General features: G+C 56.4%; 21 protein-coding genes and 1 pseudogene. 9 read left to right on the top strand and 13 right to left on the bottom strand.

The window, feature by feature from the left end:
• Positions 1 to 31: 31 nt before the first annotated feature.
• Positions 32 to 1,342: an L-cysteine desulfidase family protein gene (locus tag ACTNC3_RS03330; protein ID WP_441226453.1), complete on the top strand. Its 1,311-nt coding sequence runs from the start codon at positions 32 to 34 to the stop codon at positions 1,340 to 1,342.
• A gap of 147 nt (positions 1,343 to 1,489) precedes the next feature.
• Here ACTNC3_RS03330 and ACTNC3_RS03325 read toward each other — a convergent pair whose 3' ends face one another.
• Positions 1,490 to 1,903: a hypothetical protein gene (locus tag ACTNC3_RS03325; protein WP_441226452.1), complete on the bottom strand. Its 414-nt coding sequence runs from the start codon at positions 1,901 to 1,903 to the stop codon at positions 1,490 to 1,492.
• Between the two features lie 74 nt (positions 1,904 to 1,977).
• Between ACTNC3_RS03325 and ACTNC3_RS03320 the strand changes: the two genes are divergently transcribed.
• Both ACTNC3_RS03320 and ACTNC3_RS03315 read left to right on the top strand, forming a co-directional pair.
• Positions 1,978 to 2,241, top strand: a complete 264-nt coding sequence (locus ACTNC3_RS03320) for a hypothetical protein (RefSeq protein WP_441226488.1) — start codon at positions 1,978 to 1,980, stop codon at positions 2,239 to 2,241.
• Entirely contained in the window at positions 2,217 to 2,402 is a 186-nt protein-coding gene (locus ACTNC3_RS03315; protein ID WP_441226487.1) for a hypothetical protein, read from the top strand. The genes ACTNC3_RS03320 and ACTNC3_RS03315 overlap by 25 nt, the downstream gene beginning before the upstream one ends.
• Here ACTNC3_RS03315 and ACTNC3_RS03310 read toward each other — a convergent pair.
• Positions 2,364 to 2,612: pseudogene (locus ACTNC3_RS03310) on the bottom strand (DUF6382 domain-containing protein); the annotation flags it as partial. The gene ACTNC3_RS03315 and the pseudogene ACTNC3_RS03310 overlap by 39 nt on opposite strands.
• 127 nt (positions 2,613 to 2,739) lie before the next feature.
• Between ACTNC3_RS03310 and ACTNC3_RS03305 the strand changes: the two are divergent.
• The 3 genes from ACTNC3_RS03305 to pepT all read left to right on the top strand — a co-directional run bounded on the left by ACTNC3_RS03305 (position 2,740) and on the right by pepT (position 6,357).
• Positions 2,740 to 3,531 carry an SDR family NAD(P)-dependent oxidoreductase gene (locus tag ACTNC3_RS03305; RefSeq protein ID WP_410042752.1) on the top strand — a complete coding sequence of 264 codons (792 nt, stop codon included), beginning with the start codon at positions 2,740 to 2,742 and terminating at the stop codon, positions 3,529 to 3,531.
• A 17-nt stretch (positions 3,532 to 3,548) separates the two neighbouring features.
• Positions 3,549 to 4,901, top strand: coding sequence for an MATE family efflux transporter (locus ACTNC3_RS03300; protein ID WP_410042751.1), 1,353 nt, complete (start codon positions 3,549 to 3,551; stop codon positions 4,899 to 4,901).
• A gap of 166 nt (positions 4,902 to 5,067) precedes the next feature.
• Positions 5,068 to 6,357 carry a peptidase T gene (gene pepT, locus ACTNC3_RS03295; RefSeq protein WP_441226451.1) on the top strand — a complete coding sequence of 430 codons (1,290 nt, stop codon included), beginning with the start codon at positions 5,068 to 5,070 and terminating at the stop codon, positions 6,355 to 6,357.
• A gap of 66 nt (positions 6,358 to 6,423) precedes the next feature.
• On the opposite strand, the gene ACTNC3_RS03290 is transcribed toward pepT, so the two are convergent.
• From ACTNC3_RS03290 to ACTNC3_RS03240, 11 genes are all read right to left on the bottom strand, one after another.
• A complete protein-coding gene (locus ACTNC3_RS03290) occupies positions 6,424 to 7,761 on the bottom strand; it encodes a DUF6382 domain-containing protein (RefSeq protein WP_441226450.1) in 1,338 nt (445 codons plus the stop codon).
• The gene (locus ACTNC3_RS03285) at positions 7,754 to 7,993 is read right to left on the bottom strand and encodes a hypothetical protein (protein ID WP_441226449.1); all 240 of its coding nucleotides are present in this window, start codon (positions 7,991 to 7,993) and stop codon (positions 7,754 to 7,756) included. The genes ACTNC3_RS03290 and ACTNC3_RS03285 overlap by 8 nt, the downstream gene beginning before the upstream one ends.
• 136 nt (positions 7,994 to 8,129) lie before the next feature.
• Positions 8,130 to 8,663, bottom strand: coding sequence for a hypothetical protein (locus ACTNC3_RS03280; protein ID WP_441226448.1), 534 nt, complete (start codon positions 8,661 to 8,663; stop codon positions 8,130 to 8,132).
• Between the two features lie 10 nt (positions 8,664 to 8,673).
• A complete protein-coding gene (locus ACTNC3_RS03275) occupies positions 8,674 to 9,558 on the bottom strand; it encodes a hypothetical protein (protein WP_441226447.1) in 885 nt (294 codons plus the stop codon).
• Positions 9,559 to 9,696: 138 nt separating this feature from the next.
• Positions 9,697 to 11,778, bottom strand: coding sequence for a DUF5702 domain-containing protein (locus ACTNC3_RS03270; RefSeq protein WP_441226446.1), 2,082 nt, complete (start codon positions 11,776 to 11,778; stop codon positions 9,697 to 9,699).
• 11 nt (positions 11,779 to 11,789) lie between these two features.
• On the bottom strand, positions 11,790 to 12,095 hold the full coding sequence (locus ACTNC3_RS03265) for a Flp1 family type IVb pilin (RefSeq protein WP_441226445.1): 306 nt from the start codon (positions 12,093 to 12,095) through the stop codon (positions 11,790 to 11,792).
• Between the two features lie 125 nt (positions 12,096 to 12,220).
• Positions 12,221 to 13,651, bottom strand: a complete 1,431-nt coding sequence (locus ACTNC3_RS03260) for a hypothetical protein (protein WP_441226444.1) — start codon at positions 13,649 to 13,651, stop codon at positions 12,221 to 12,223.
• 2 nt (positions 13,652 to 13,653) lie between these two features.
• Positions 13,654 to 14,424 (bottom strand): type II secretion system F family protein, encoded by a 771-nt coding sequence (locus ACTNC3_RS03255; protein WP_441226443.1) that lies wholly within the window; start codon positions 14,422 to 14,424, stop codon positions 13,654 to 13,656.
• Entirely contained in the window at positions 14,381 to 15,562 is a 1,182-nt protein-coding gene (locus ACTNC3_RS03250) for a CpaF family protein (RefSeq protein WP_441226442.1), read from the bottom strand. The genes ACTNC3_RS03255 and ACTNC3_RS03250 overlap by 44 nt, the downstream gene beginning before the upstream one ends.
• Before the next feature lie 119 nt (positions 15,563 to 15,681).
• Positions 15,682 to 16,716, bottom strand: a complete 1,035-nt coding sequence (locus ACTNC3_RS03245; RefSeq protein ID WP_441226441.1) for a hypothetical protein — start codon at positions 16,714 to 16,716, stop codon at positions 15,682 to 15,684.
• A gap of 164 nt (positions 16,717 to 16,880) precedes the next feature.
• Positions 16,881 to 17,378 (bottom strand): prepilin peptidase, encoded by a 498-nt coding sequence (locus ACTNC3_RS03240; protein ID WP_441226440.1) that lies wholly within the window; start codon positions 17,376 to 17,378, stop codon positions 16,881 to 16,883.
• A gap of 332 nt (positions 17,379 to 17,710) precedes the next feature.
• Here ACTNC3_RS03240 and ACTNC3_RS03235 point away from each other — a divergent pair, with 332 nt between their 5' ends.
• The 3 genes from ACTNC3_RS03235 (at position 17,711) to clpB (ending at position 23,675) form a co-directional block, all read left to right on the top strand.
• A complete protein-coding gene (locus ACTNC3_RS03235) occupies positions 17,711 to 19,042 on the top strand; it encodes a sugar phosphate nucleotidyltransferase (RefSeq protein ID WP_441226439.1) in 1,332 nt (443 codons plus the stop codon).
• Between the two features lie 2 nt (positions 19,043 to 19,044).
• A complete protein-coding gene (locus ACTNC3_RS03230; protein WP_441226438.1) occupies positions 19,045 to 20,889 on the top strand; it encodes a phospho-sugar mutase in 1,845 nt (614 codons plus the stop codon).
• Between the two features lie 197 nt (positions 20,890 to 21,086).
• A complete protein-coding gene (gene clpB, locus ACTNC3_RS03225; RefSeq protein ID WP_441226437.1) occupies positions 21,087 to 23,675 on the top strand; it encodes an ATP-dependent chaperone ClpB in 2,589 nt (862 codons plus the stop codon).
• The last annotated feature ends 20 nt before the right edge of the window (positions 23,676 to 23,695 follow it).

Genomic DNA, 23,695 nt, shown 5'->3' with positions numbered 1-23,695 from the left:
GTGAATCGCATGACGAAGGAGGAAGAGGATTATGAAGCTGAGTGAACAGGATTATAAGAATTATACAGCCATCTTACATGAGGAGCTGATTCCGGCGATGGGCTGCACGGAGCCGATCGCGATCGCCTATGCGGCATCCATGGCACGGAAGCTTCTCGGAGAGATGCCGACACGTATGACGGTGAACTGCTCTGGTAACATGATCAAGAACGTGAAGGGTGTAACGGTACCGAATTCCGGTGGACAGAAGGGGATCGAAGTTGCAGCCATCCTCGGTATGGTCGGTGGTGATCCGGATAAGAAGCTGGAAGTAATCGCCGGTGTGACCGATGAGGATCGTGAAGAGTGCAGAAGACTGAATGAGGCGAAGATCTGTGATGTAAATCTGGCAGAAAACGTTCCGAATCTCTATATCGAGATCAGTATGGAATCCGAAGAGCATACAGCCTGCGTACGTATCGCTTATCATCACACCGAGATCGTCTACATGAAAAAAGATGATGAAGTCCTTCGTGATGAAGAGCATGAGATCGCGAAAGAGGCCAGTCAGGGAATCGTATGTGCCGATCGCAGTAAGATGAGTCTCCAGGGACTGATCGACTATGCAGACACGGTCGATCTCGCAGAAATCAGAGATGTGATCGGACGTCAGATCGAGATGAATTCGAGAATTTCACAGGAGGGTCTCGATAACGCCTGGGGTGCGCAGGTCGGAAAGACCATCCTCGGCAGCTTTGGCCATGATGTACGTACTGAAGCCTGTGCAGCGGCAGCGGCTGGTTCGGATGCACGTATGAGCGGATGTCCGCTTCCAGTTGTCATCAATTCCGGCTCCGGCAATCAGGGCATCACCGTCACGATGCCGGTACTTGTCTATGCCCGCGAGTGGAAGATTTCGGAAGAGAAAATGTATCGCGCGATGCTGGTAAGTAACCTGGTATCCATTTATATCAAGCATTATATCGGCGCTCTTTCCGCTTTCTGTGGCGCGGTCAGCGCGGCCTGCGGTTCAGGTGCGGCCATCACCTATATGGCAGGTGGTGACTACCAGCATATCGGCCGGACGATTACCAGTACGCTGGCCAATGTCGGCGGTATCGTCTGTGATGGCGCGAAGCGGAGCTGTGCAGCGAAGATTGCAGCATCGGTAAATGCAGCGCTGCTTGCACATTACATGAGCATGAACGATAAGCAGTTCCAGCCTGGCGAGGGTATCGTGGAGTATGATGTAGAGGAAACAATCAAGAATATGGGCTACATCGGCAGAGTCGGTATGAAGTCGACTGATAAGGAAATTCTGAATGTCATGATCGATAAGGCAGACGTCGATTCCTGCCTGTAAGAGAAGTCTGAAAAGAGAATAAAACAAAAGTCGTCGCACGACTGGCAGCACCGACTGGCCGCGCGACGACTTTTGTTTATCTGCCGTAAAGAGGTTCCGATATGGACATGATAAAATCAAACAAGAAACAGATGTCATCGTCATCGGCTACTCATCCGGCAGCTTCGCCATCAGATAATCGAGTGCGATGACGACGAGGATGCCGGCTTCGAGTGCCAGTACCAGCGGCAGCATGCGACGGAGGACGATCCCGCCCTTCAGGAACCAGATCAGGAAAGGGATGAGGATCATGAGGGTGACAGAGAGGATGGTCTTCGCCTTAAAGGAGTTCGGATTCTGTTCTGTGGACAGCGCTTCCTTCAGTGTGGATTTCTCTACGCCTTTTTTCGTCCGGCGCTCAGCTTTCTCGGATGCATCGTCTTTCCTGCGACGAAAAAGTGGAAAAGTTCTTTTGGTCTTCGAGGCCGGGGCCAGTGATGACGCTGACACCATCGAGCGCAGCGTCATCGAAGCCGGTGTAATTTGTGCACTGGACACTGTCAGCGCTACCGATGCCGGCATAGCCGGAGCTGCCTTCCTTCAGCGCTGTTACTGCTTTTCTGTACTCGTCTTCACCATAATCAGAGGGGAAGCCGATGCTGTCCGGCGCTTCTTTAGATGGTGACGCGGGCAGCGTCGGCTGCGGTTTGGCGACTTCACTCGTCTACGAAAGGCCGGCGTCGATCGGGCGGAAGATGCCATCGGTGGAAATCATGCGTGGGCGTGGCGCAGAGCTACCCGGGTACCGGTCGTCTGCATTGAATGAAACAGAAGCAGAAGCCTGCACAGAGGCACGACTGTCCGTGTCGAAAGACGATGTAGCCGAAGTGGATGCATGGCCGCCACTTCGTTCCAGTTGAAGCCTGCGTTCGCGCTCGATGTTCTGTCGGCAGATGCGGAGAAGATTCTCCACCACAAGAAATTCCTTGAGGAACTCGTTATAGAGCGTATAGGCCAGGACGACGACGCGGTCCTCGTTATAGTCGATGCGCCTGAGAAGCCAGGCGATGAGCGCCTTTAGAGCTTCATGGAAGGCGCTGCTGTAGCCGGGTACGAGGGTAAAGATCCAGCGCTCCTGCTACTGATTGTAAAAGATCGCCAACGGATCCAGAAGCACTATATCCTCCGGGAGAAAATATGCCTCGAGATGCTCGAGCAGAGCATGGATGTTTTCCATGAGTCGTGCGATGGCCAGGTAGTGAAGCTTACGGCTCGCATAGTAGCTCGCCATGGACTCGAGACCAGAGAGCCCATATTCAAGGGTTACCTGCGCTGGATCGTCTGTATATGGACGAATCGAGAGTGGCAGTGTGTCCGGGACACTCTTAAGCTGACTGTAAAAGGAAAGGAAGGTTCGTATGGATCTCGGATTAAAAGGAAAAGTAGCGGTGATCTTCGGCGGTACCACCGGTATCGGAGCAGCTGCGGCGATGCGTTTTCTGGAGGAGGGGTGTCAGCTGGCGATCTGCAGCAGCTCGGAGAAAAAGGTAGAGGGGTTCCGGCAGCAGGCGGAAACGGCGGGCTACAGAGATATCCTGTGTGAGCAGGTAAATGCGATGGTTGCAGAAGAAGTGGATGCCTTTGCAGCGCGTGCCGTAAAGAAGTTCGGACGGATCGATATCTGGGTTAACTGTGCAGGTGGAAACAAGCATGGTCCGCTCGCGACACTACCGGAGGAGACCTTCCGCTATATCGTGGATCTGAATCTGAGCTCTGTCTTTTTTGGCATCAAAGCGGCTGCCCGCTATATGATTCCACAGAAGAGCGGCGTGATCATCAGTATTTCGTCGATTTCCTCGAAGGTGCCGGTAGACTATCGTGTGACCTATGGTGCCGTAAAGGCGGCAGTGAACGTCCTGACCACCGGAGCGGCCTCTGAGCTTGCGCCATATGGTATTCGTGTGAATGCGGTGGCACCGGGCATCATCGATACCGTACTCTCGGCAAAGGCGATTTACGAGCAGACGGAGTATACGATGTCCAGAATCCCGCTTCGACGCGCAGGAAAACCGGAGGAAGTGGGCGATGTGATCGTCTGCATGGCCAGTGACCGCTTCAGTTATGTCAGCGGAACCGTATTCCATGTTGATGGCGGAAAGGACAGTGTGGAGGATTCAGACCTTCCTTGGGTTAAGCCGTGGACCTTATAAATGCAAAAAAGAAACAGATGAATGAGGAACTGGCAGCTGCGAAAATTCTGCCACTCCTCATCAGGCTTACGATTCCGGCCACGGCTGCACAGCTTGTAAATGCGCTGTACAGCATCGTGGACCGAATGTATATCGGACATATGCCGGGCGATGGAACGCTCGCGTTAAGCGCCATCGGGCTGACCTATCCCATCACGATGCTGGTTGCTGCGTTAAGCTGCCTCCCGGGTATGGGTGGTGCACCGCTGGCGTCCATCGCGCTGGGAAAGGGAGAGGTCGGACGTGCGCAGAAGTATCTCTGCAATGCACTGACGATGCTGCTTACGATTTCAGTGATCATGACAGCAGGATGCCTCATCTTTTTAAAACCTCTGCTGATTCTGTTCGGTGCAGATCACAGCACCCTGCCTTATGCATCGCAGTATCTGACCATCTATCTGCTGGGCACTGTATTTGTTGAGCTCTCGCTCGGCTTAAATCCCTTTATTAATACCCAGGGATATACCTTTATCGGGACGATGTCGGTGGTGATCGGGGCGATCATCAATATCGTGCTGGACCCGATACTGATTTATGTACTGCACATGGGCGTCCGGGGCGCGGCCATCGCGACGGTCACGGCGCAGTTTGTGTCCTGCGTATGGATTCTCCATTTCCTGTCATCGCCTCGCTCGAGCATCCGCCTCTGCGCAGAGGATATGCGACCGGATAAAGAGATACTCTGCACGACCTGTGCACTGGGCATTTCGCCATGTACCTTTCGGGTGAATGAGTCTGTCGTGGTGATCCTTTTAAATCGTCTCCTGATCATCTATGGCGGAGCGGAGGCAAATCTGCATCTCGCGTCTATGGCGATTCTGAGCAGTATCAGTCAGGTACTGTTCATGCCACTCATCGGGATTGTCACCGGAGCACAGCCGCTGCTGAGCTATAATCTGGGGGCGAAAAACTATCCGCGGCTGCGGGAGACCATCCGCTATGCCAGAATACTGAGCATGAGCTGTGCAACCTTGACATGGGCGATTCTTATGTTCTGGCCGGAACTGGTAAGCATGCTGTTTACGCGAAACCCGGAGCTGACTGTGCTGACGAAGCTTTCCATGCGCATCATGTTCTCGACCTTTTTTGTGATCGGGATGCAGATGATCAATCAGAATGCCTTCGTGGCGATGGGAAATACACGCTATTCCTTTTTGTTTGGGATCATGCGAAAGCTGCTGTTCCTGGTTCCACTCGCCCTGGTACTCCCGCATTTTATCGGTGTATGGGGAATCTATGCAGCCGAAGCCGTATCGAATCCTCTGACGGCGGTGATTACGTACGTGGTCTTCGAACGTTATATGCACCAGTTGAAAAACCAGCTGGCATAGTTAGCTTTCGGTCCTCCGACAGATTCGCTGGCAGATCATCGCGTGTGAACATGACGCGGGTGACGTCTTCAAACGAAAACACCAGTGACGGCATATCCTGGAGCGGAAATGCGGAATCTGTGCTATGCTCTTATGCAGAGAAATTGCAGAAAACGAGGGTTAGTATATGAAAACAGCAATCGAACGATTTTTGAAGTACGTAAGTTACGACACGGAGTCTGATGAGGCGAGCGCGAGCTGCCCGAGTACAGCGAAGCAGCGGGTACTTGCGGAGCAGCTTCGTCAGGAGCTCATCGAGCTGGGTGCAGCCGATGTGCGCGTGAGCGAGTTCGGCTATGTCTTCGCGCGGATTCCGTCGACGATGGATGAAACGTTGGCTGATGCAGGCGACGGGGCGCAGATGGCCGCAGGCTCTGTCCGGCAGCAGTATGGCGGGCGCACGCCGGTGCTTGGTTTCATCGCGCATATGGATACCTCGCCGGCGCTGAGCGGAGCGAATGTAAAGCCGCGGATCGTGCAGGATTACGACGGCGGAGATATCGTCCTGAACGAAGAGAAGCAGATCGTGATGAAGGTAGCGGATTTTTCATTTCTTCCGGGACTTAAGGGAGAGGATCTGATCGTAACGGATGGTACGACGCTGCTCGGCGCCGACGACAAGGCGGGCATCGCAGAGATTATGACCATGGCGGAACATCTTCTGACGCACCCGGAGATAAAGCATGGAGAAATCTGCATTGGCTTTACACCGGATGAGGAAATCGGTCGGGGTGCAGACCGTTTCGATGTTGCGGATTTCGGCGCGGATATCGCCTATACGGTAGACGGCGGAGCCCTCGGTGAGCTCGAGTATGAGAATTTCAATGCTGCTTCCGGGAAGGTTACGATTCACGGTGTCAGTATTCACCCAGGTAGCGCGAAGCTCAAGATGAAGAATGCACTGCTCATCGGCATGGAATTCCAGAGCCTGCTTCCGACGTTCGAGAATCCGATGTACACAGAAGGTTATGAGGGCTTCTATCATCTCGATGTGATGAACGGCAGTGTGGAAGAAGCACAGATGGATTATATCATCCGCGACCATGACCGAGCGAAATTCGAGGAGAAGAAGCGCTTCTTCGCAGATGCAGCAGCGTTCCTGAACCGGAAGTACGGTGAGGGCACCGTGGTCTGCGAGATTCGGGACAGCTACTATAACATGAAGGAAAAAATCGAGCCGTGCATGTACCTCATCGACACTGCGGAAGCAGCGATGCGTGCCTGCGGCGTTGAGCCGATTGTGGTTCCGATTCGTGGCGGCACCGATGGCGCACGTCTCTCCTACATGGGCCTGCCGTGCCCGAACCTCTGCACCGGTGGCTACAACTACCACGGAAAGTATGAGTTCATCCCGGTAGGATCGCTGGAGAAAACCACGGAGATCCTTGTAGAGATTGCGAAGCGAATCGCAGAGTGATGTAAACAGCCGTTGTCTGACGAAGGTGTTCTCCAGTCAGGCAACGGCTGTTTTAGTGTGTTTTCGCTAGTCATCCGGCAGCTTCGCCATCAGGTAATCGAGGGCGATGACGACGAGGATGCCGGCTTCGAGGGCCAGTACCAGTGGGAGCATGCGACGGAGGACGACCCCGCCCTTCAGGAACCAGATCAGGAAAGGGATGAGAATCATGAGTGCGACAGAGAGAAGGGTCTTCGCCTTAAAGGCGCTCTGATTCTGTTCGGTGGACAGTGCTTCCTTCAGTGTGGATTTCTCCACACTTTTTTTCGTTTGTCGTTCTGTTTTCTCTGATTTCCCGTCTTTCCGGCGACGAAAAAGTGGAAAACTCCGTTTTACTTCCGGGGTCGGAACCAGTGAGGATACGCTGACACTGTCGAGCGCAGGATCATCGAAGCCTGCATAATTTGTGCAGAGAGATGCGTCATGCTCGTACACCTGGGCATCGCCTGGCGTGTGCTCCTGCAGTTTTCTGACCGTCTTACTGTACTCGTCTTCACCATAATCGGATGGGAAGCGGATGTTGTCAGGCGCTGCGGCAGATGACTGTGCGGGCCTCGCCGGCCGTGGCTCAGCATCTTCTGCCGGCTCCGAAAGGCCGGCGTCGATCGGACGGAAGATGCCATCGGTGGAAATCATGCGTGGGCGTGGTGCGGAGTCATCTGTATGCCGGTCGTCTGCATTGAACGAACCGGAAGCAGAAGCCTGCACAGAGGCCCGGCTACCTACTCCGAAAGATGAGGCAGCCGGCGCGGATGCACGGCCACCGCCTCGTTCCAGCTGAAGCATGCGTTCACGCTCGATGTTCTGCCGGCAGATGCGAAGAAGATTCTCCATCACGAGAAATTCCTTGAGGGATTCGTTATAGAGGGTATACGCCAGAACGACGACGCGGTCCTCGTTGTAGTCGATCCGCTTCAGAAGCCAGGCGATGAGTGCCTTCAATGCTTCATGAAAGGAACTGCTGTAGCCGGGCACGAGGGTGAAGATCCAGTTTTCCTTTTCCGGATTGTAGAAGATCGCGGATGGATCCAGGAGCACCATATCCTCCGGGAGGAAATACTCCTCGAGATGCCCGAGCAGGCCATGGATGTTCTCCATGAGCTGTGCGAGGGCCAGGTAGCGGAGCTTTCGACTCGCGTAGTAGCTTGCCATGGATTCCAGACCGGAGACCTCATATTCGAGGGTCGCCTGAGCCGGATCCTCCGCATCCGTGCGGATCGAGAGGGGCAGCGTATCCGGGACGCTCGTTTCTCGGAGCAGCTTCAGCTCATAGGACTGCGGGTCTACGGACTGCGCGCTGATATGCATGTAACTGTGACGGAGATTATGCTCGTAGGACATACGCTCCAGAATCGGTTTATTCATGTTGTTCTCCTTCGGCTGGATCGATGTCCTGTTCAAAAAGGGTGACCATGCGGATGAAATCCTCCGGCTGGAAATCCTTCGCGCCATCCGGAAGATGGCTGTTGACCTCTGCTTCGAGCGCAGAACGTGTGAAGCCATTGATTTTTGACTGCAGTTTGATGGCGCTGGTGACGAGACTTCCGATGACCAGCAGGATGATGGAAAAGATATAGGCGGCTTCTATGGTATACATGGGAACTCCTGAATGTAAAAATGTGTTCAGTAGATGATGCAGGGCATCCAGGGATAGACAGGATGCGATGTGTCATCGGATGGATGAAGTAAGTTTCCTGTCGGAAGCAGCGAGAGGCGCTGCATGGGAAACGGGATCAGACCAGCGGGAACTGTGAGAAAGCGATCGCGCAGAGCGCCGGCAGTGTACAGGGAATCCACGGGAAGCACACTTTTCGCATGCTCCGGCCGTGGATATGGCCATGGATGAGCAGGATCACGCTCACGAGAAAACCGACCAGAATACCGGACAGGAGCAGCAGAAGCATCGAGCGCATCTGGAGATAGAGGCCGGCGATCAGCAGAAAGAGTCCGTCACCTAGGCCCAGGGCTTCCCGTGAGAGCCTGCTGATCAGCAGGGCCAGAAGCCCCGGTAGCAGTGGAAGCAGTGCGGCCCAGATCGGATGCCAGATTGGAAGACCAGCGGATGAAGCATCCGCTGAAGTAGCAGAGATCATCCGCTGCGCTGTGAGCGCACATGCCTGAAGCGCTCCGTGGAGCTGATTTCCGAATACGATCAGTCCGGGGAGTACGAACAGAAGGTGCACCATCAGAGGCACGCTGTGGCTCCGGAGATCGTATGCGATGCAGAGCAGTGCATATATGAAAAAGAGATAGATAAAATAATGCATCACAGATTCCTCATCCGCAGCGTACACAGCCGTGCTTTCCATAGGACTCGGCTTCGGATTTTTTCATCTCCTGCACGTTGCTGGAGATGGTGCGACAGCTCGGTGTCGTATGGTAGCTGCGTGCCGCCAGCGTATAGTAGACGGTCGGCATGGACAGGTTCGGGCGGCAGGTGGCACAGGGACTGTACTTTCCGCCGAATTTGTTCCGAAGCGTTCGCATGTCTTCACCGCGGGCTTCCAGGATGTCATGGGTGAGATAAGAGCAGGCGCGTGTGGTATGGTAGACATCGGTATCGCGGGTACTGACATAGACGACGGGATCATCTTCCGTCTCTCCACCGTTATTTTCCATCCAGCGATTGCCCTTTGCACCGATCCATGCACGGCGGCTGACGACGACCTGTTGCGACAGATGGTCGAGTCCGAGCACGGAAAACGGCAGAACCGCATCATAGTTTGCGATATAACGAACCGTTTCCTTCGTGATTTCGGAATCGGAGAGAAGGTCGATGTTCTGCATACCGGGCTGGCTGATCTGATGCCCGAGGCCGAGGGCAGTGAGCACCGTCTCCCCACTGTTCAGGAGGTCCTGATCGAGGGTGAGACTGCCGTCCTTCGCACGGTAGTACTCGACATATTTCTGCTTCGCCATCTGGCGTGCATTCTCATGCATCTCGAGGGCGGCGTTTCGCTGGTGGTTCAGGATCAGCATGGGCACCATGAGGACGACGCTCGCGAGGATCACGAGGGTCAGGGCGAGCGCAGCCTCCACAGTGAGGGAGGAGCGGCATGGCGTCAGAAGAAGTGTATTCAGTTTTTTCTTGTATTCCGATGCCCGGTGATGGTACCTGGAGTGTGACTTGTGCCGGGGCAGGGTACTTCGTTCCTGTTTCATGCGTTTCCTCAGATGAGTTTATGTGATTCGCTGCAGTGCAGCGGAATCATCCGCAGGTTTGTCAGCGGTCAATGTTTCGGGTGCAGGTGTACGGCGCATACCGTAGGCTTTCAGCCGCACGATGTCGCAGCAGGCCGCTTACTGCGTATCATTCCGATACTTGTAGTAGCTGCTGATTTCCATCGAGTAGTCGATGGCTGGTACCGTATCGGCGACCATCTGCAGGATACCGGTGCTGTACATGACATGCCGCGTGTCCGGGTGAACGGTGGCCTCGAGCGCATAGAGACACTCGTCGAGGGCGAAGCCCGTTTCCGGATCCTTTCCGATCTGCCGTATGTTTTTCTCGATTCGGCTCAGCATCCGCTGGTTGATCTCTGCCTGCCGGAGAAGGCCCTCGCCGAGCAGAAACGCCCGGAGGTAATCCCGGTAGGAGAGGCCGTTTTTTCGTACATCGGCACCTGCGGAAGGATGCTCACCGAAACGGAGAAGTCCGGAGATATCGACAGACCAGCTGCTGTTATCATGAAAGAGTGGCACACGTCCGGCAGACAGCAGGGTCTTTACATCCTGAATCGCCTGAACCAGTGCCCAGATGCCGAGGACGAAAAAGGTGAAGACGGAAATCAGCGCCGGGTTTCCCGTAGCGACGAGAAAGGACGTGACGAAGAGTCGGGCTTCGTTCCGCTTTTCCGGACTCGAGTAGAGATAGATCAGATTCATGCCTTCCCGGAGTGCGACGAGCTTCGTGACATATTCCGAGAGATTCTCGTAGTCGCTGCTTTCGCCACCGAGCAGATACTCGAGCTCGAGCGCCTGCGCACCACTCGGTGGCAGCTGCTCCTTCGGCGTTTCGCCCGGATGGTAGTAGTGAAAGAACTTCAGTGCATACTCTCCGAGGATGGCGACCTCCACCGGATGGGCCGTGGAATCCGCCGGAAATGCCGGTGAGCGGTCATGAATGGCCGTGTTCGACGGAAGAGCAGCACCGTCCGGCAGCACCAGCGAGAGCAGATTTCCCTGCAGCAGATCACTGATCTGATCGAGCAGGGCCTTGTTTTTTGCATTGATCCTCGACAGCTCGCCACGATAGTGAATCAGTGAAAAGCTGTGCCAGTCTGCGGCGGCAGTGCGGTAGAAGCGCCGTATCTCATAGGAAAAGTCCGGTTCGTCCTCATCGTCATCATCCCACGCATCCGAGATGGCATCCGCCAGCCACTCCTCGAAGTCATCGACGTCCTGCTCGACGCGATCGGCTTCGGCGATGAGGGCAGCGGCTTTCGCCGGCATCGCTTCGATCTCTGCACGGACGTCGCCGCTTCTGGAAACATAGTTCTCATATTCGGAGATTTCCGCCTCGATCGCCTGTCGTCCCTCCTCGGAGAGGGAAGCCGAGCGGGTGTCAAAGTCCGTGCGAAGTGCAGCGACCTTTTCCGCGAGCTGGTCGGCTGCCTTCGTATAACGACTGACTGCATGCTGAAGCTCAGTGAGTGCGCGAGTGAAGGAGTATTTCGCAGAGTAGAAGTCGTACGGGTCCTCCCGCCGGAGTGCGTTCCAGGCCTCCTGGTGGGCGGCTTCCGCACTGCGCGTGGCGGCATCCACCTGAGCGATGGCATCCTCGACGGCCTTCAGGTCCTTCGTGTCGAGCTGATAGCTCCGCTGCAGTTCCCGGATTTCCTTCGATTCATCTGCACGGCGGAACACCTTTTCCAGCTCCTCCACGACCTCCTGCTCCTGAAAGTCACTGCCCGCGAAGCTGATCAGCGAATCCAGAAGTCCATATTTCATATACTCCAGCACCTCCTCTTCGAAGCTGATTCCTTCGGTGACATGCACATGCTCCAGGAAGGAGACACTGTCCTCCCGGATGCTGCCCGGAAAGAGGTCCCGGGCGCTGAGGTAGGGTTTCATGAAGTCGTAGAACTCTTCCGAGAGATCCTCGTCCGTCCGGTACTGCAGTCCGAAGATCCGGTAGTTTTCCCAGAGCGGGCGATGGAACTGTGAGAAGAGCGACTCCATGGAGCTGTCCACCGCCGTCTGCCAGAACAGGCGCTCCGAGACGGTGCGGCAGGACTCCACGATGGTGAGCAGCAGCGCAGCGATCATCGCGAAGCTAAGTGCGAGAAACACGGTGACTGAGCCCTGCGTGCGCTGAGCTGCGAGCGCTGCCGTCGCTATGCGGCGACGTTCTGCGTCTGTGTGTGCAGGGCCTCGTGTCATGCGCCGCTTCATCAGTACACGCTGCTCGCGGAGCTCTCGATCTGATCGAAAATGTCATTGAGAAGCGCTTTGATACGATCCTTAAAGATCAGGACGAGCGCGATCAGTACGACGAGGATCAGTACGAGCTCGATGGTACCGATGCCGGAATCATCCTGGAGCAGTGTGCGCAGGCGTTTCCGGCAGGCCGTGATGAACAGCATCCATGCAAACAGGAACTGATCATACAGTCGGTGCAGTACACCGAAGACGGTATCCAGCATCGTGTGCGGCAGTATACCAGAAGCAGTTGGGAACATAGTGAAGCTTGTTGTCATGTTTTTTTCCTCCTGAGGCCTCGCCTCGTGTGGGGCGTAGTATCCTCCTGACATATGCCGGGGCAGGATGCCACGCAGATTCATAGTGTACATGTGATAAAATGTAAGCGTTTAGCGGCAGTTCCTCACCCGAGAGCACTCATGGCCGGTACGATGACGATGATCATCACGATGCCGAGCATGATAAACAGCGGGAGCAGCAGCTTCGTGCCGGCCTCCTCGCCGAGGCGCCGTGCGGTCGTTTTCCGCTGCTCGAAGGCGTCCTCCATCTCGAGCTCCAGCATGGCGCGGAGATTCCGTGCGCCGTTCATCCGGTTCTGCTCGATCAGACTGACGAGCTTCGTATACGGCTTCAGGTTCACCCGCCGTCCGAATGAAAGATAGATTTCCGATTCCGGCATGTTGCGCCGGAACTGGATGACCATCGTGCGGAGCTCCTGATAGAGTGGTCGGTCCTCCTTGATGCCGCGTGCGATGAGCGCGTCGAAGTGCTGTGAGATGGTTTCCAGGGCATTGCGGACGGTGAGACCGGCACCGATGTAGACCATAAGCTTCGATACCAGCTCGGAATAGTCCAGCATCAGGAGCGCCTCTCGCTGCTTCTTTTCCGTCCGGCGTGCCTGCCCCTGGCGCATATAGATGGCCATGGCGGCGATGACGCCGAGCAGCGGAAGCAGAAGATAGCTTCGGTCCTCGTGCTCACTGTAGTAGATGCGCTGTCCGTCGATTTCCGTCGGCAGGGAGAGCATATTCTCGCCGAGACTGCCCTCGTCCTCCGTGGTGATGGCCTGCTGCAGCTGAAGCAGCAGGGACTCATAGCGGGACAGCGCCCGTGGGACGATACCGACATAGATACGGTACGGTGCCGAGTGATACTGCGTTTTCAGATACTTCGTCTCTCCGTCGGTACCCGTCGGCACGATGTCCGTACTCATGATGAGGGACAGATAGCCGGTCACCACGGTGCCGGGTGCCAGCGTCTCGTTATGCAGCGTGCCGTCGCTGTCCATCAGGTGACGGTACTTCCGATAGTAGGCCCGCGCCTCATCCGGCGGCACGGAACCGGCGGCGAGCGCCGGATCGAGCTCCGGGTAGAAGTCCCAGGAGAGCTGCACGCCGTACTTCGGAAGCTTCGTCATGAGGCGGAGATCGTGCTGGAGATTTGCGAAGCTTTCACCCTCCGCGACCACGAGCTCCTCGAGCTGGTCATAAATCTCACGGAAGACAGCATTGGCCTCCTCCTCGGTGTAGCGCTTCGGACTGACCGTGATATCGAGCGGAACCGATGTATCCTCCGTGAGTCCGGAGACCTCCAGGGTGATATACTGCTTCGACCCGCCGTAGCCGCTTCGTGGAAGGCGGAAGCCCTCCTTCAGTACGCCGTCCTGAAGTCTCAGAAAAAATACCAGGATCGTCAGGAGCAGAGAGGCACTGATGCAGAGAAGCATCTGTTTTCGAATCCCGGCGGGGGTCGCCTGTGCCTGCTGCCGAAGCTTCTGAAGATACGGCCGCAGCGTCTTCTCCAGCGTGCGGCGCAGAGAATGTCGTGTCCTCATAGCTACACCTCGATATCCATGATGCGTCCGGCGAGCCAGACGGAGAGGACATACAGCAGGAGACAGAGCGTCATGGTGATGCGCCCGAGCACCGTCGTGTACAGGGTCCGGAAAAACTCCGGCGAGCTGAAGTTCATATACAGGATGATGAGAAACGGGACGAGGTTCATGACCCGCTGCTCATAGCGCTTGGCGGCGTTCATCGTGAGGATTTCCTCGGAGATCTGCACCTTGTCACGGATGACGGAGGCCGTGTGCGCGATGATTTTCACGAGCTGACCGCCGTTTTTCTTCGCGACGGTGAAGACCTCGGCGAAATTCGCGACATCCTCGAGTCCAGAGCGGTAGGCGAAGTCCGCGAGCAGCTCCTCGACCGGTGTATGCAGGCTCATACCGTGCACGATCTGCTCGAACTCCCGCACGATCATCGCGTCCGGGGAGAAGAGATGCTTGAGCTCACCGATGGAGGCCCGGAAGGCATTTTCCGTGGAGTAGCCGGCACTTAAGAAAGAGGAAAGGATCGCAAGGGATTCCTTGAACTCCGTCAGCAGCTGCTGTCGCCGCTTCTCGCAGAGCGCCTTTCGACAGGAGAAGGGGTACAGCAGGCAGAGCGGCAGCGTGACGAGCAGCACACGGCGGCTCTGGTAAAAGGTATACGCGACCAGCATATCCGCGAGCAGCGCCGTGATGAAGAGGCGGAGATACTCGAGTGGCGTCAGGATATACTCGTTATAATCGATCGAGGAGCTTCTGTCGGGACGTGAGATCCGCAAGCTTTTCAAGCTTCTGACCATCGAATTTATACAGTGGCTTAAGTTTGATTTCGTCATGTTCAATGCCGATCACCTCCGATATTTCCAGTACCCGTCGTTTGTGGTCACGGGTACGTCCTAAGTGAACGATGATGTCGAGCGCCGACTCGATCATGCTGCGGATCGCCGGCAACGGAAGCTCCGCGCCCTGCAGCACCATGGTCTGCAGACGGCGAAGCATATCCTGGGCGGAGTTCGCATGGCCGGTGGACAGGCTGCCGTCGTGGCCTGTATTCATAGCATTCAGCATGTCGAGCGATTCCTTTCCGCGCACCTCGCCGACGATGATGCGGTCCGGCGACATACGGAGGGACGCCTTGATCAGGTTCTGCATACTGATCTCGCCTTCCCCCTCTGCGTTTGCGTTTCGCGTTTCGAGGGAGACGAGGTTCGGTACGTTTCGGATCTGGAGCTCGGCGGAGTCCTCGATCGTGATGACCCGTTCATCCGACGGGATGTACTGACTAAGCGCATTGAGAAAGGTGGTCTTTCCAGAGTTGGTACCCCCGGAAATGAAGATGTTGTACCGTGCCCTTACGAGTGAAATCAGAAAGTCGGCGGCTTCCTGTGTCAGGGAGTCGTAGAGGATCAGCTTTTCGAGGGTGATCGGCTCCGGAAACTTTCGGATGGTGACCGTCGGCCCCTTCAGTGCGATCGGCGGCAAGACGACATGAACACGCGAGCCATCCTCGAGACGGGCATCGACGATCGGCGTACTGGTGTTGACCACGCGGTTGATGCGGCTTACGATGCTCTGAATCAGTTCCTCGAGCTGTGCCCGGGACTCGAAGCTCCGGTCCCAGCGCTGCATGTGTCCGCTGCGCTCGATAAAGATCTCCTGTTCGGAGTTGATCATGATTTCCGTGACATCGGCATTATCGAGTACCTCGGAAAGCACATCGAGACGACGGAAGCTGTTGAAGACAGCATCGCGCAGATAGAGCTTGTCCCGGAGGCAGAGCTCCGGATGTGCGAAGAGGAGCTCGTCGATGCGGTCATACAGCTCCGCATCGCTGAAGCTTCGCTGCTCCTCGAGTCCGGCGAGCAGCTGCTGTTTCAGCTCCTTCTTTAATTCGGTCTGATCCATGATTGTATTCATATGCTATATTCCCTTTGTCTGAGAGAGCCGCATGATCCACTTCCTTTTCTACATGACCTGCGATGTGCATGCGCTTCGATCTGCATGTATCGTGTATGGTACTGCGATACGCATGTCTGCTAGCGCACCGCACGCTGCGGCTGCGCATCGTAGAGGTAGTTTCGTATGACCGCCGCAGTAAATTCGGACAGCCGCTCCGAGGCCTCTGCTTCGGAGTATCCTGTATGCTCCAGAGGTACGATGAGCTTCACGATCCGGTCGAGTGCGGCGCGATGCGGAGAGCCGGAGAGATAATGCTCCAGGGCGGACAGCTTACGGTAGTGCGCAGGCTGGTCGGTGACCGGCATGAAGATCCAGTCGGCCTGCGGGAGGATGCCCTCCACGCGGCTCAGGATGCTGTCGGTGTCGAGGACGATGGCATCATAGTCGACCGATGCACACAGGGTCTGGATAAACTGTGGAAGCTCCGTGTCCCGCAGCGTCGCGATATCCTCCGGTGAACGGACCGGCGGGATGAGGTCCATGCCGTCGACACGCGTGATCATCGAGCGCAGTCGCTCGGCATCCAGCCGCTCCTTCTTGTAGAAGTAGAGCGCATCACTGAGGGAGCCGCCTCCGCTCTGCATCGATGCATCGGCTCGTGCCGATACCTCCTCGAGGCTGACATAGAGTGCCCGCATATCCTTCTGCAGCGTTTTCGTGAGACTCTCGGCGAAGCAGGTCTTCCCGGATCGCCCGATCGGACTGTATACGAGGTACAGCCTGGCGAGCCCCTGCCGATTCTTCGGCTCCGCCTTCTTCGAGAGCTGATAGCTCGAAACGAGCTCATGCAGAATCTTCTCCCCGGACTGATACTTATAGATTTTGTGTGGTGCATCCGGACGAGCACCGGCGAGTGTCTGCTTCTCACCCAGCGGCTCCTCCGTAAGCTCGACACGGGTATGCACCGGGAGCTTCTCGAGCTCTTCTTCCTCGGCTGCCTCCGCATCACTCAGCAGCAGGTCGATGTCGTTCTGGTGTGCGAAACGCTGCAGCTCCGTCACGGTCTGAAAGGTATAGACGGTAAACGGACACTCCGTCCGCGAAGATGCATACTTTAAAAAACGTTCACAGTAGCTGGGATCCTGTTCCAGCAGTGCGAGAATCTGATTCATAGAAGCCTCTTTTCATACAGATAAATCATTTTTCGGAGCGTACAGCTCAGGCAGAGAGCCCGGCATGGATTTCACTGGTCTCGGAGTGTGATCCTCCGTTGCCGCCCTCCGGGGGCTCCAGCGCTGAACGCTTACGTTCTGAGAGTATCTCCCGCTTCGCCGGTTCAGGGGTAGGGAAATGAACCGTACGACGCGGGAGAGAAGATCAGTCCCGGAATCGCACCGAGAAGCAGTGGCAGGGCCAGAGGAAGTGTCGGAAGCATGTGCCGCTCCCGGAGCCTCCACCTGCCGGAATCTGTTCTGATCCATAGAAGATACATCAGTGCCAACACGAGCCCCGGCAGCAGAAGCTGACATCCGGCATCGACACCGCACCACGCGATGACCAGTGCCATCAGTCGTGCGTCTCCGCCACCTGCATGGGTCAGTGAGGCCAGGGCACGAAACATGACGAGTGAGAGGAAGTAGCGAAGAAGATAGGAGACACCCCTTCCGCTGGAGCAGAAGAAGCACGCCGGCAGCGTCAGGGTGCCCCTGTATGAAAGGAAATAACCAGAATATAAATAGGTGTAGATCAGCGCATGAGGGATACGCCGCTCTCGTAGATCATAGCCCGCAGCGATGGTCAGACACTGCAGGAGGATAAGCTGAGATACTGTCATGTGGCCTCCGCGTTTGGTATAGCCCGAGTATAGAGGAGACAGCGCGAATCGCCTATAGTCGTCATGTGGACTATAGTCCCAGAACAGACTAGACGCTCCGCGCATGGAGCTTAGAAAAATGCAAGTGAAGCACAGGACAGAAACCCGAAATCGAGAAACCGAAATGAACGAAAAGACAGAATTCCGTAATGCCTGGATGATATTCACAAAACGTCTGTTTTTTTGCAGCATATTGTACGGATGCCCCGGAGGACCGGTCTACGCTGTCCCCATCTAGTCGAAACCCCGCGAGTATGCTAGAATACTGTCGTGTTTTTAAGAAAGGCCGTACTATGAATATCATTTTACTATCCGGTGGCTCCGGCAAACGCCTGTGGCCACTTTCCAACGATATCCGCTCCAAGCAGTTTATCAAGCTCTTCAAACGCCCGGACGGAAGCTATGAGTCGATGATCGAGCGCGTCTACCGCCAGATCCGCACCGTGGACCCGGAGGCCCGTGTCACCATCGCGACCTCCCGCACCCAGGTATCCTCCATTCTGAACCTGCTCGGCACCGACGTGAATATCTCCGTCGAACCGACGAGAAGGGACACCTTCCCGGCGATCGCCCTCGCGAGTGCCTACCTGCACGAAAAGTGTCACGTCCCGGAGGACGAATCCGTCGTGGTCTGCCCGGTGGACCCGTATGTGAACGATGACTATTTCCATGCGCTGAAGGCACTCTCTGAGCAGGCGGATAAGGGCGAGGCGAATCTCGTCCTGATGGGCATCGAGCCGACCTATCCATCCGAGAAGTACGGCTATATCATCCCGGAGGCGAAGGCCCCGGTGTCGACCGTCTGCACCTTCAAAGAGAAGCCAGATGAGGCGACCGCCCGCGAGTACCTGAAGCAGGGTGCCCTCTGGAACGGCGGCGTCTTCGCCTATAAGCTCGGCTACGTGCTGGACCGTGCCCGCACCCTCCTCGACACAAGCGACTATCAGACCCTCTTCGACCACTATGCCGAGCTCCGCAAAATCAGCTTCGACTATGCCGTCGTCGAGCATGAAGCGAAGATCCAGGTGATGTGCTTCCACGGCGAGTGGAAGGACCTCGGCACCTGGAACACCCTGACCGAAGAGATGTCCGAGCCGGTCATCGGCCACGGCATTCTCGGCGAGCACTGCGAGGACGTCCACATCGTGAACGAGCTGAGCGTGCCGATCCTCGCGATGGGGCTCGAGCATGCGGTGATCTCTGCAAGCCCGCAGGGCATCCTCGTCAGTAACCTCGAAGCCAGCGCCCGCATCAAGCCATACGTGGACCAGCTCCCGGACCAGATCATGTTCGCCCGCAAATCCTGGGGCGACTTCCGCATCCTCGACGTCTCCCAGGGCTCGATGACCGTGAAAATCGAGATGCGCCCGGGTGCCCACATGAGCTATCACGCACATCACGCCCGCAACGAAATCTGGACCGTCCTGGACGGCCGTGGCACCGCCATCGTCGATGGCGAGGCCCGCAGCGTATGCGCCGGCGACGTGATCTCGATTCCGTGCGGCGCGAAGCACACGATGCGCGCAGACCCGGAGACCCCGCTGACCCTCATGGAGATGCAGCTCGGCGAGGACATCGCCGTCGCCGACAAGACGAAGTTCGATATGCCGGCAGAAAAGGAGTAACGATGGATTACAGGAAGGAATATACGCGCTGGTGCGCGCTTGCGAAGGGACTGGATGCCGATGTCGAGCAGGAGCTCGCAGCGATCCGTGGAGAGGAAGAGAAGATTCAGGACGCGTTCTACCGTGACCTCGCCTTTGGTACGGGCGGTCTCCGCGGCGTGATCGGCGCCGGCACGAACCGCATGAATGTGTACACGGTAGCGAAGGCCTCCCAGGGCCTCGCAAACTATGTGCGGAAGCGCTTCGCAGCCGCCGACCGCCGCATCGCAGTTTCCCGCGACAGCCGTATCAAGTCGGATCTTTTCGCCGAAACCGCGGCCCGCGTCTTCGCAGCGAACGGCATCGACGTCTACATGTATGAGGACATCATGCCGACCCCGTGCCTCAGCTTCGCGACCCGTGCGCTTCACTGCGCTGCCGGTATCATGCTGACCGCGTCCCACAACCCCTCGAAGTACAACGGCTATAAGGTCTATGGCGCCGATGGCTGTCAGATCACGACCGAGGCAGCCGCCGAGATCCTCGCAGAAATCGAGGCACTCGACCTCTTCGCCGACATCCGCATGACCGAGTTCGAGATCGCCGGCATCCGCGACACGGCGGAGGCCAATGTCTCCGTCGCGCACAGCGTCACCACCCCGGTCATGCTGGAGACCGCTACGGCCGACGCGACATCGACAGAAAAGGAAGCTGCGTCATCACACAGCGCGACAGCTGCGGTGGACATGGATGCGCCTGCGACTGGACATATCTTCTGGATCGGGGAAGCCGTCTACACCGACTTCGTGGAAAATGTAAAGAAGCAGTCCGTACTTGGTCCGGATGACAGCATTGACCGAAACGTAGCAATCGTTTACTCGCCGCTGAACGGCACCGGTCGCGCGCCGGTGACCAGGACCCTCCGGGAGTGCGGCTACACGAACATTACGCTCGTGAAGGAACAGGAGATGCCAGACGGTCACTTCCCGACCTGCCCGTATCCGAACCCGGAGATCAAGGAAGCGATGGCCCTCGGCATGGACTATGCGAAGCGCGTACAGGCAGACCTCCTGCTTGCAACCGACCCGGACTGCGATCGTGTCGGCATCGCCGTACGAAGAGCCGACGGAAGCTATCAGCTTCTGAGCGGCAACGAGACCGGCATCCTGCTGCTGGACTACATCCTCGCGCAGCGAACGAAGCACGGAACGCTGCCGAAGGATCCGGTGATGGTGAAGACCATCGTGACCATGGACCTCGGCGAGCGCATCGCCGCGCACTACGGCGTCGAAACCATCAATGTCCTGACCGGCTTCAAGTTCATCGGAGAGCAGATCGGTCGGCTCGAGAAGGAGGGCCATCCGGAGCGTTATGTCTTCGGCTTCGAGGAGAGCTACGGCTACCTCACTGGCAGCTATGTCCGTGATAAGGATGCCGTCGATGGTGCCCTCATGATCTGTGAGATGTTCAGCTTCTATAAGACGCAGGGCATCAGCCTCCTCGACCGTCTGCAGGCGCTCTATGCGGAGTACGGCTACTGCCTGAACACCCTCCACAGCTTCACCTTCGAGGGATCCGCCGGCTTTGGGAAGATGCAGAAGATCATGCAGAACTTCCGTACGGATGCGCCGGACGCCTTCGCCGGAAAGAAGGTGGAGAAGGTCCTCGATTACCTGCCGGGTCTCGACGGACTGCCGAAGTCGGATGTCCTCAAGTACCTGCTGAGCGACCACTGCTCCGTCGTGGTACGCCCGTCCGGCACCGAGCCGAAGCTGAAGATCTATATCTCCATCAGCGCGGAGAATCAGGCCGCCGCAGAAGCCTGTGAAGCCGCCATCGCCGCTGAACTTGGCGAACGCATGAAGTAATACTTTCATATCAACAAAAGGCCCCGGAGGGGCGCCAGCAGAAGCACAGTATGGCTTTTGCTGGCGCTCCTCCGGGGCCTTTGACTGAACTGTTTTCGTTATAGAAAATTTATAATTTAATTAGCACTCGATGCTTGAAAGTGCTAACAACCGCGCTATAATATTTTTATCCGAAGGAAATAAGGAGGTTCAGTCTTATGAATATTAATAAATTTACACAGAAATCGATCGAAGCGATCAATAACTGTCAGAATATCATCAGTGAATATGGAAATCAGTATGTGGAGCAGGTTCATCTTCTCTACTCGCTGATTACCATCGATGACAGTCTGATCACGCAGCTTCTGAAGAAGATGGGTGTACCGATGGATCAGTTTAAATCATCCATCACCGATGAGATCAGCCGTCTCCCGAAGGTATCGGGTGCCGGTGATACACACTATTCGCAGAGGGCGAACCTGGCGCTTACGAAGGCAGCGGAGCATGCGAAGGCCATGGGCGATGAGTATGTTTCCGTAGAGCACATTTTCCTCAGCCTCATGAAGGAAGCCGATCCGACGCTGAAGAAGCTGTTCCAGCAGTATGGCATCACGAAGGATGGTTTCCTGAAGGCCCTCGCCGAGGTGAGACATAATCAGCGTGTCCTGTCCGATAACCCGGAGGACAGCTATGATGCCTTAAATAAGTACGGCTACGAGATGGTGCAGCGCGCGAAGGATCAGAAGGATGATCCGATCATCGGGCGTGATGATGAGATCCGGAATATCATCCGTATCCTCAGCCGTAAAAGTAAGAACAACCCGGTGCTGATCGGTGAGCCGGGTGTCGGTAAGACCGCCGTCGTCGAGGGTCTCGCACAGCGTATCTCGGATGGAGAGGTACCGGAGAGCCTGAAGGATAAGAAGATCTTCGCCCTCAACATGGGTTCCCTCGTCGCCGGTGCGAAGTACCGTGGTGAGTTCGAGGAAAGATTGAAGGCGGTACTCGATGAGGTCCGGAAGTCCGAGGGGCAGATTCTCATGTTCATCGATGAGTTGCACACCATCGTCGGTGCCGGCAACCAGGAGGGCTCGCTCGATGCAGGCAACATCCTGAAGCCGATGCTGGCGCGCGGTGAGCTCCACTGCATCGGTGCGACGACGCTGAACGAGTATCATAAGTACATCGAGAAGGATGCGGCGCTCGAGCGTCGTTTCCAGCCGGTCATGATCGATGAGCCGTCGGTCGAGGATACCATCTATATCCTGCGTGGTATCAAGGAAAGCTACGAGAAGTACCACGGTGTGACGATCAGCGACAACGCACTCGTCGCCGCGGCGACGCTCAGTGATCGTTACATCTCCGACCGTTTCCTGCCGGATAAGGCCATCGACCTCGTGGATGAGGCCTGCGCGATGGTGAAGACTCAGATGGAGTCGATGCCGGAGGACATGGCTGCCCTGCAGAGTAAGATCACACAGCTCAAGATGGAACAGATCTCGCTGAAGAAGGAGGACGATACCCTCTCGAAGCAGCGTCTCGCCGACATCGAGAAGGAGCTCGCCGAGCTGCAGTCACAGTTCGACACGAAGCAGGCACAGTGGGACAACGAGAAGAAGTCAGCCGGCGACCTGCAGGCACTCCGCGAGCAGCGGGATCGGCTGAAGAAGGATATGGATCGGGCGTTGCAGGCAGACGAATATGCAAAGGCCTCCCAGATCAAGTACGCCGACCTTCCGGCCATCGAAAAGAAGCTGGCGGACGCGGAGAACAGCGTCCATGGGGAGGATCGCGCACTCCTCCAGGAGACCGTGACCGAGGATGAGATCGGAAAGATCGTCAGCCGTTGGACCGGCATCCCGGTATCGAAGCTGAACGAGTCCGAGCGTTCGAAGGTGCTGCATCTCGGGGACGAGATCCACAAGCGCCTGATCGGCCAGGACGAGGCGGTAGAGAAGGTCGTCGAAGCTATCCAGCGTTCGAAGGCCGGCATCAAGGATCCGACACGGCCGATCGGTTCGTTCCTCTTCATGGGTCCGACCGGTGTCGGTAAGACGGAGCTGGCGAAGTCCCTCGCACAGAACCTCTTCGATGACGAAAACGCCATGGTTCGTATCGATATGTCCGAGTATATGGAGAAGTACTCCGTATCGAGACTGATCGGTGCTGCACCTGGCTACGTCGGCTATGAGGAGGGTGGTCAGCTGACCGAGGCTGTCCGCAGAAAGCCATACTCTGTCGTGCTCTTCGACGAAATCGAGAAGGCGCATCCGGATGTCTTCAACATCCTCCTGCAGATTCTCGATGACGGTCGGATTACCGACAGCCAGGGCAAGACCGTGGACTTCAAGAACACCATCATCATCCTGACCTCGAACCTCGGTGCGCAGTATCTGCTGGACGGTATCGACGCAAATGGTGAGATTACTGAAGACGCACGGAAGCAGGTACACGACGAGCTCTTCCGCTCCTTCCGTCCGGAGTTCCTGAACCGTCTCGATGAGATCATCATGTTCAAGCCGCTGACGAAGGACAACATCGCGCATATCACGGAGCTCATGGTGGCCGACATCAACCGCCGTCTCGCGGATCGTCAGCTGAAGATCGAGCTCACCGACGCGGCGCGTGACTATGTCACCGAGCACGGCTATGATCCGCAGTTCGGTGCACGTCCGCTTCGTCGTTTCATCCAGAAGAACGTCGAAACCCTCGTCGCCCGCATCATCCTCGAGGATAAGGTACAGGAAGGCGACACCATCACCCTCGATCTGAAGGGGGATCGGCTCGACGCAGAGATTCACAGATAAGACAAGAGCCCCGGAGGGGT

The sequence above is a fragment of the Oribacterium sp. HCP3S3_B9 genome (genome assembly GCF_052064255.1).
Lineage (GTDB): Bacteria > Bacillota > Clostridia > Lachnospirales > Lachnospiraceae > Oribacterium.
Note: the sequence above shows the minus strand (reverse complement) of the source record. Positions and strands in the feature narration are given on the sequence as shown.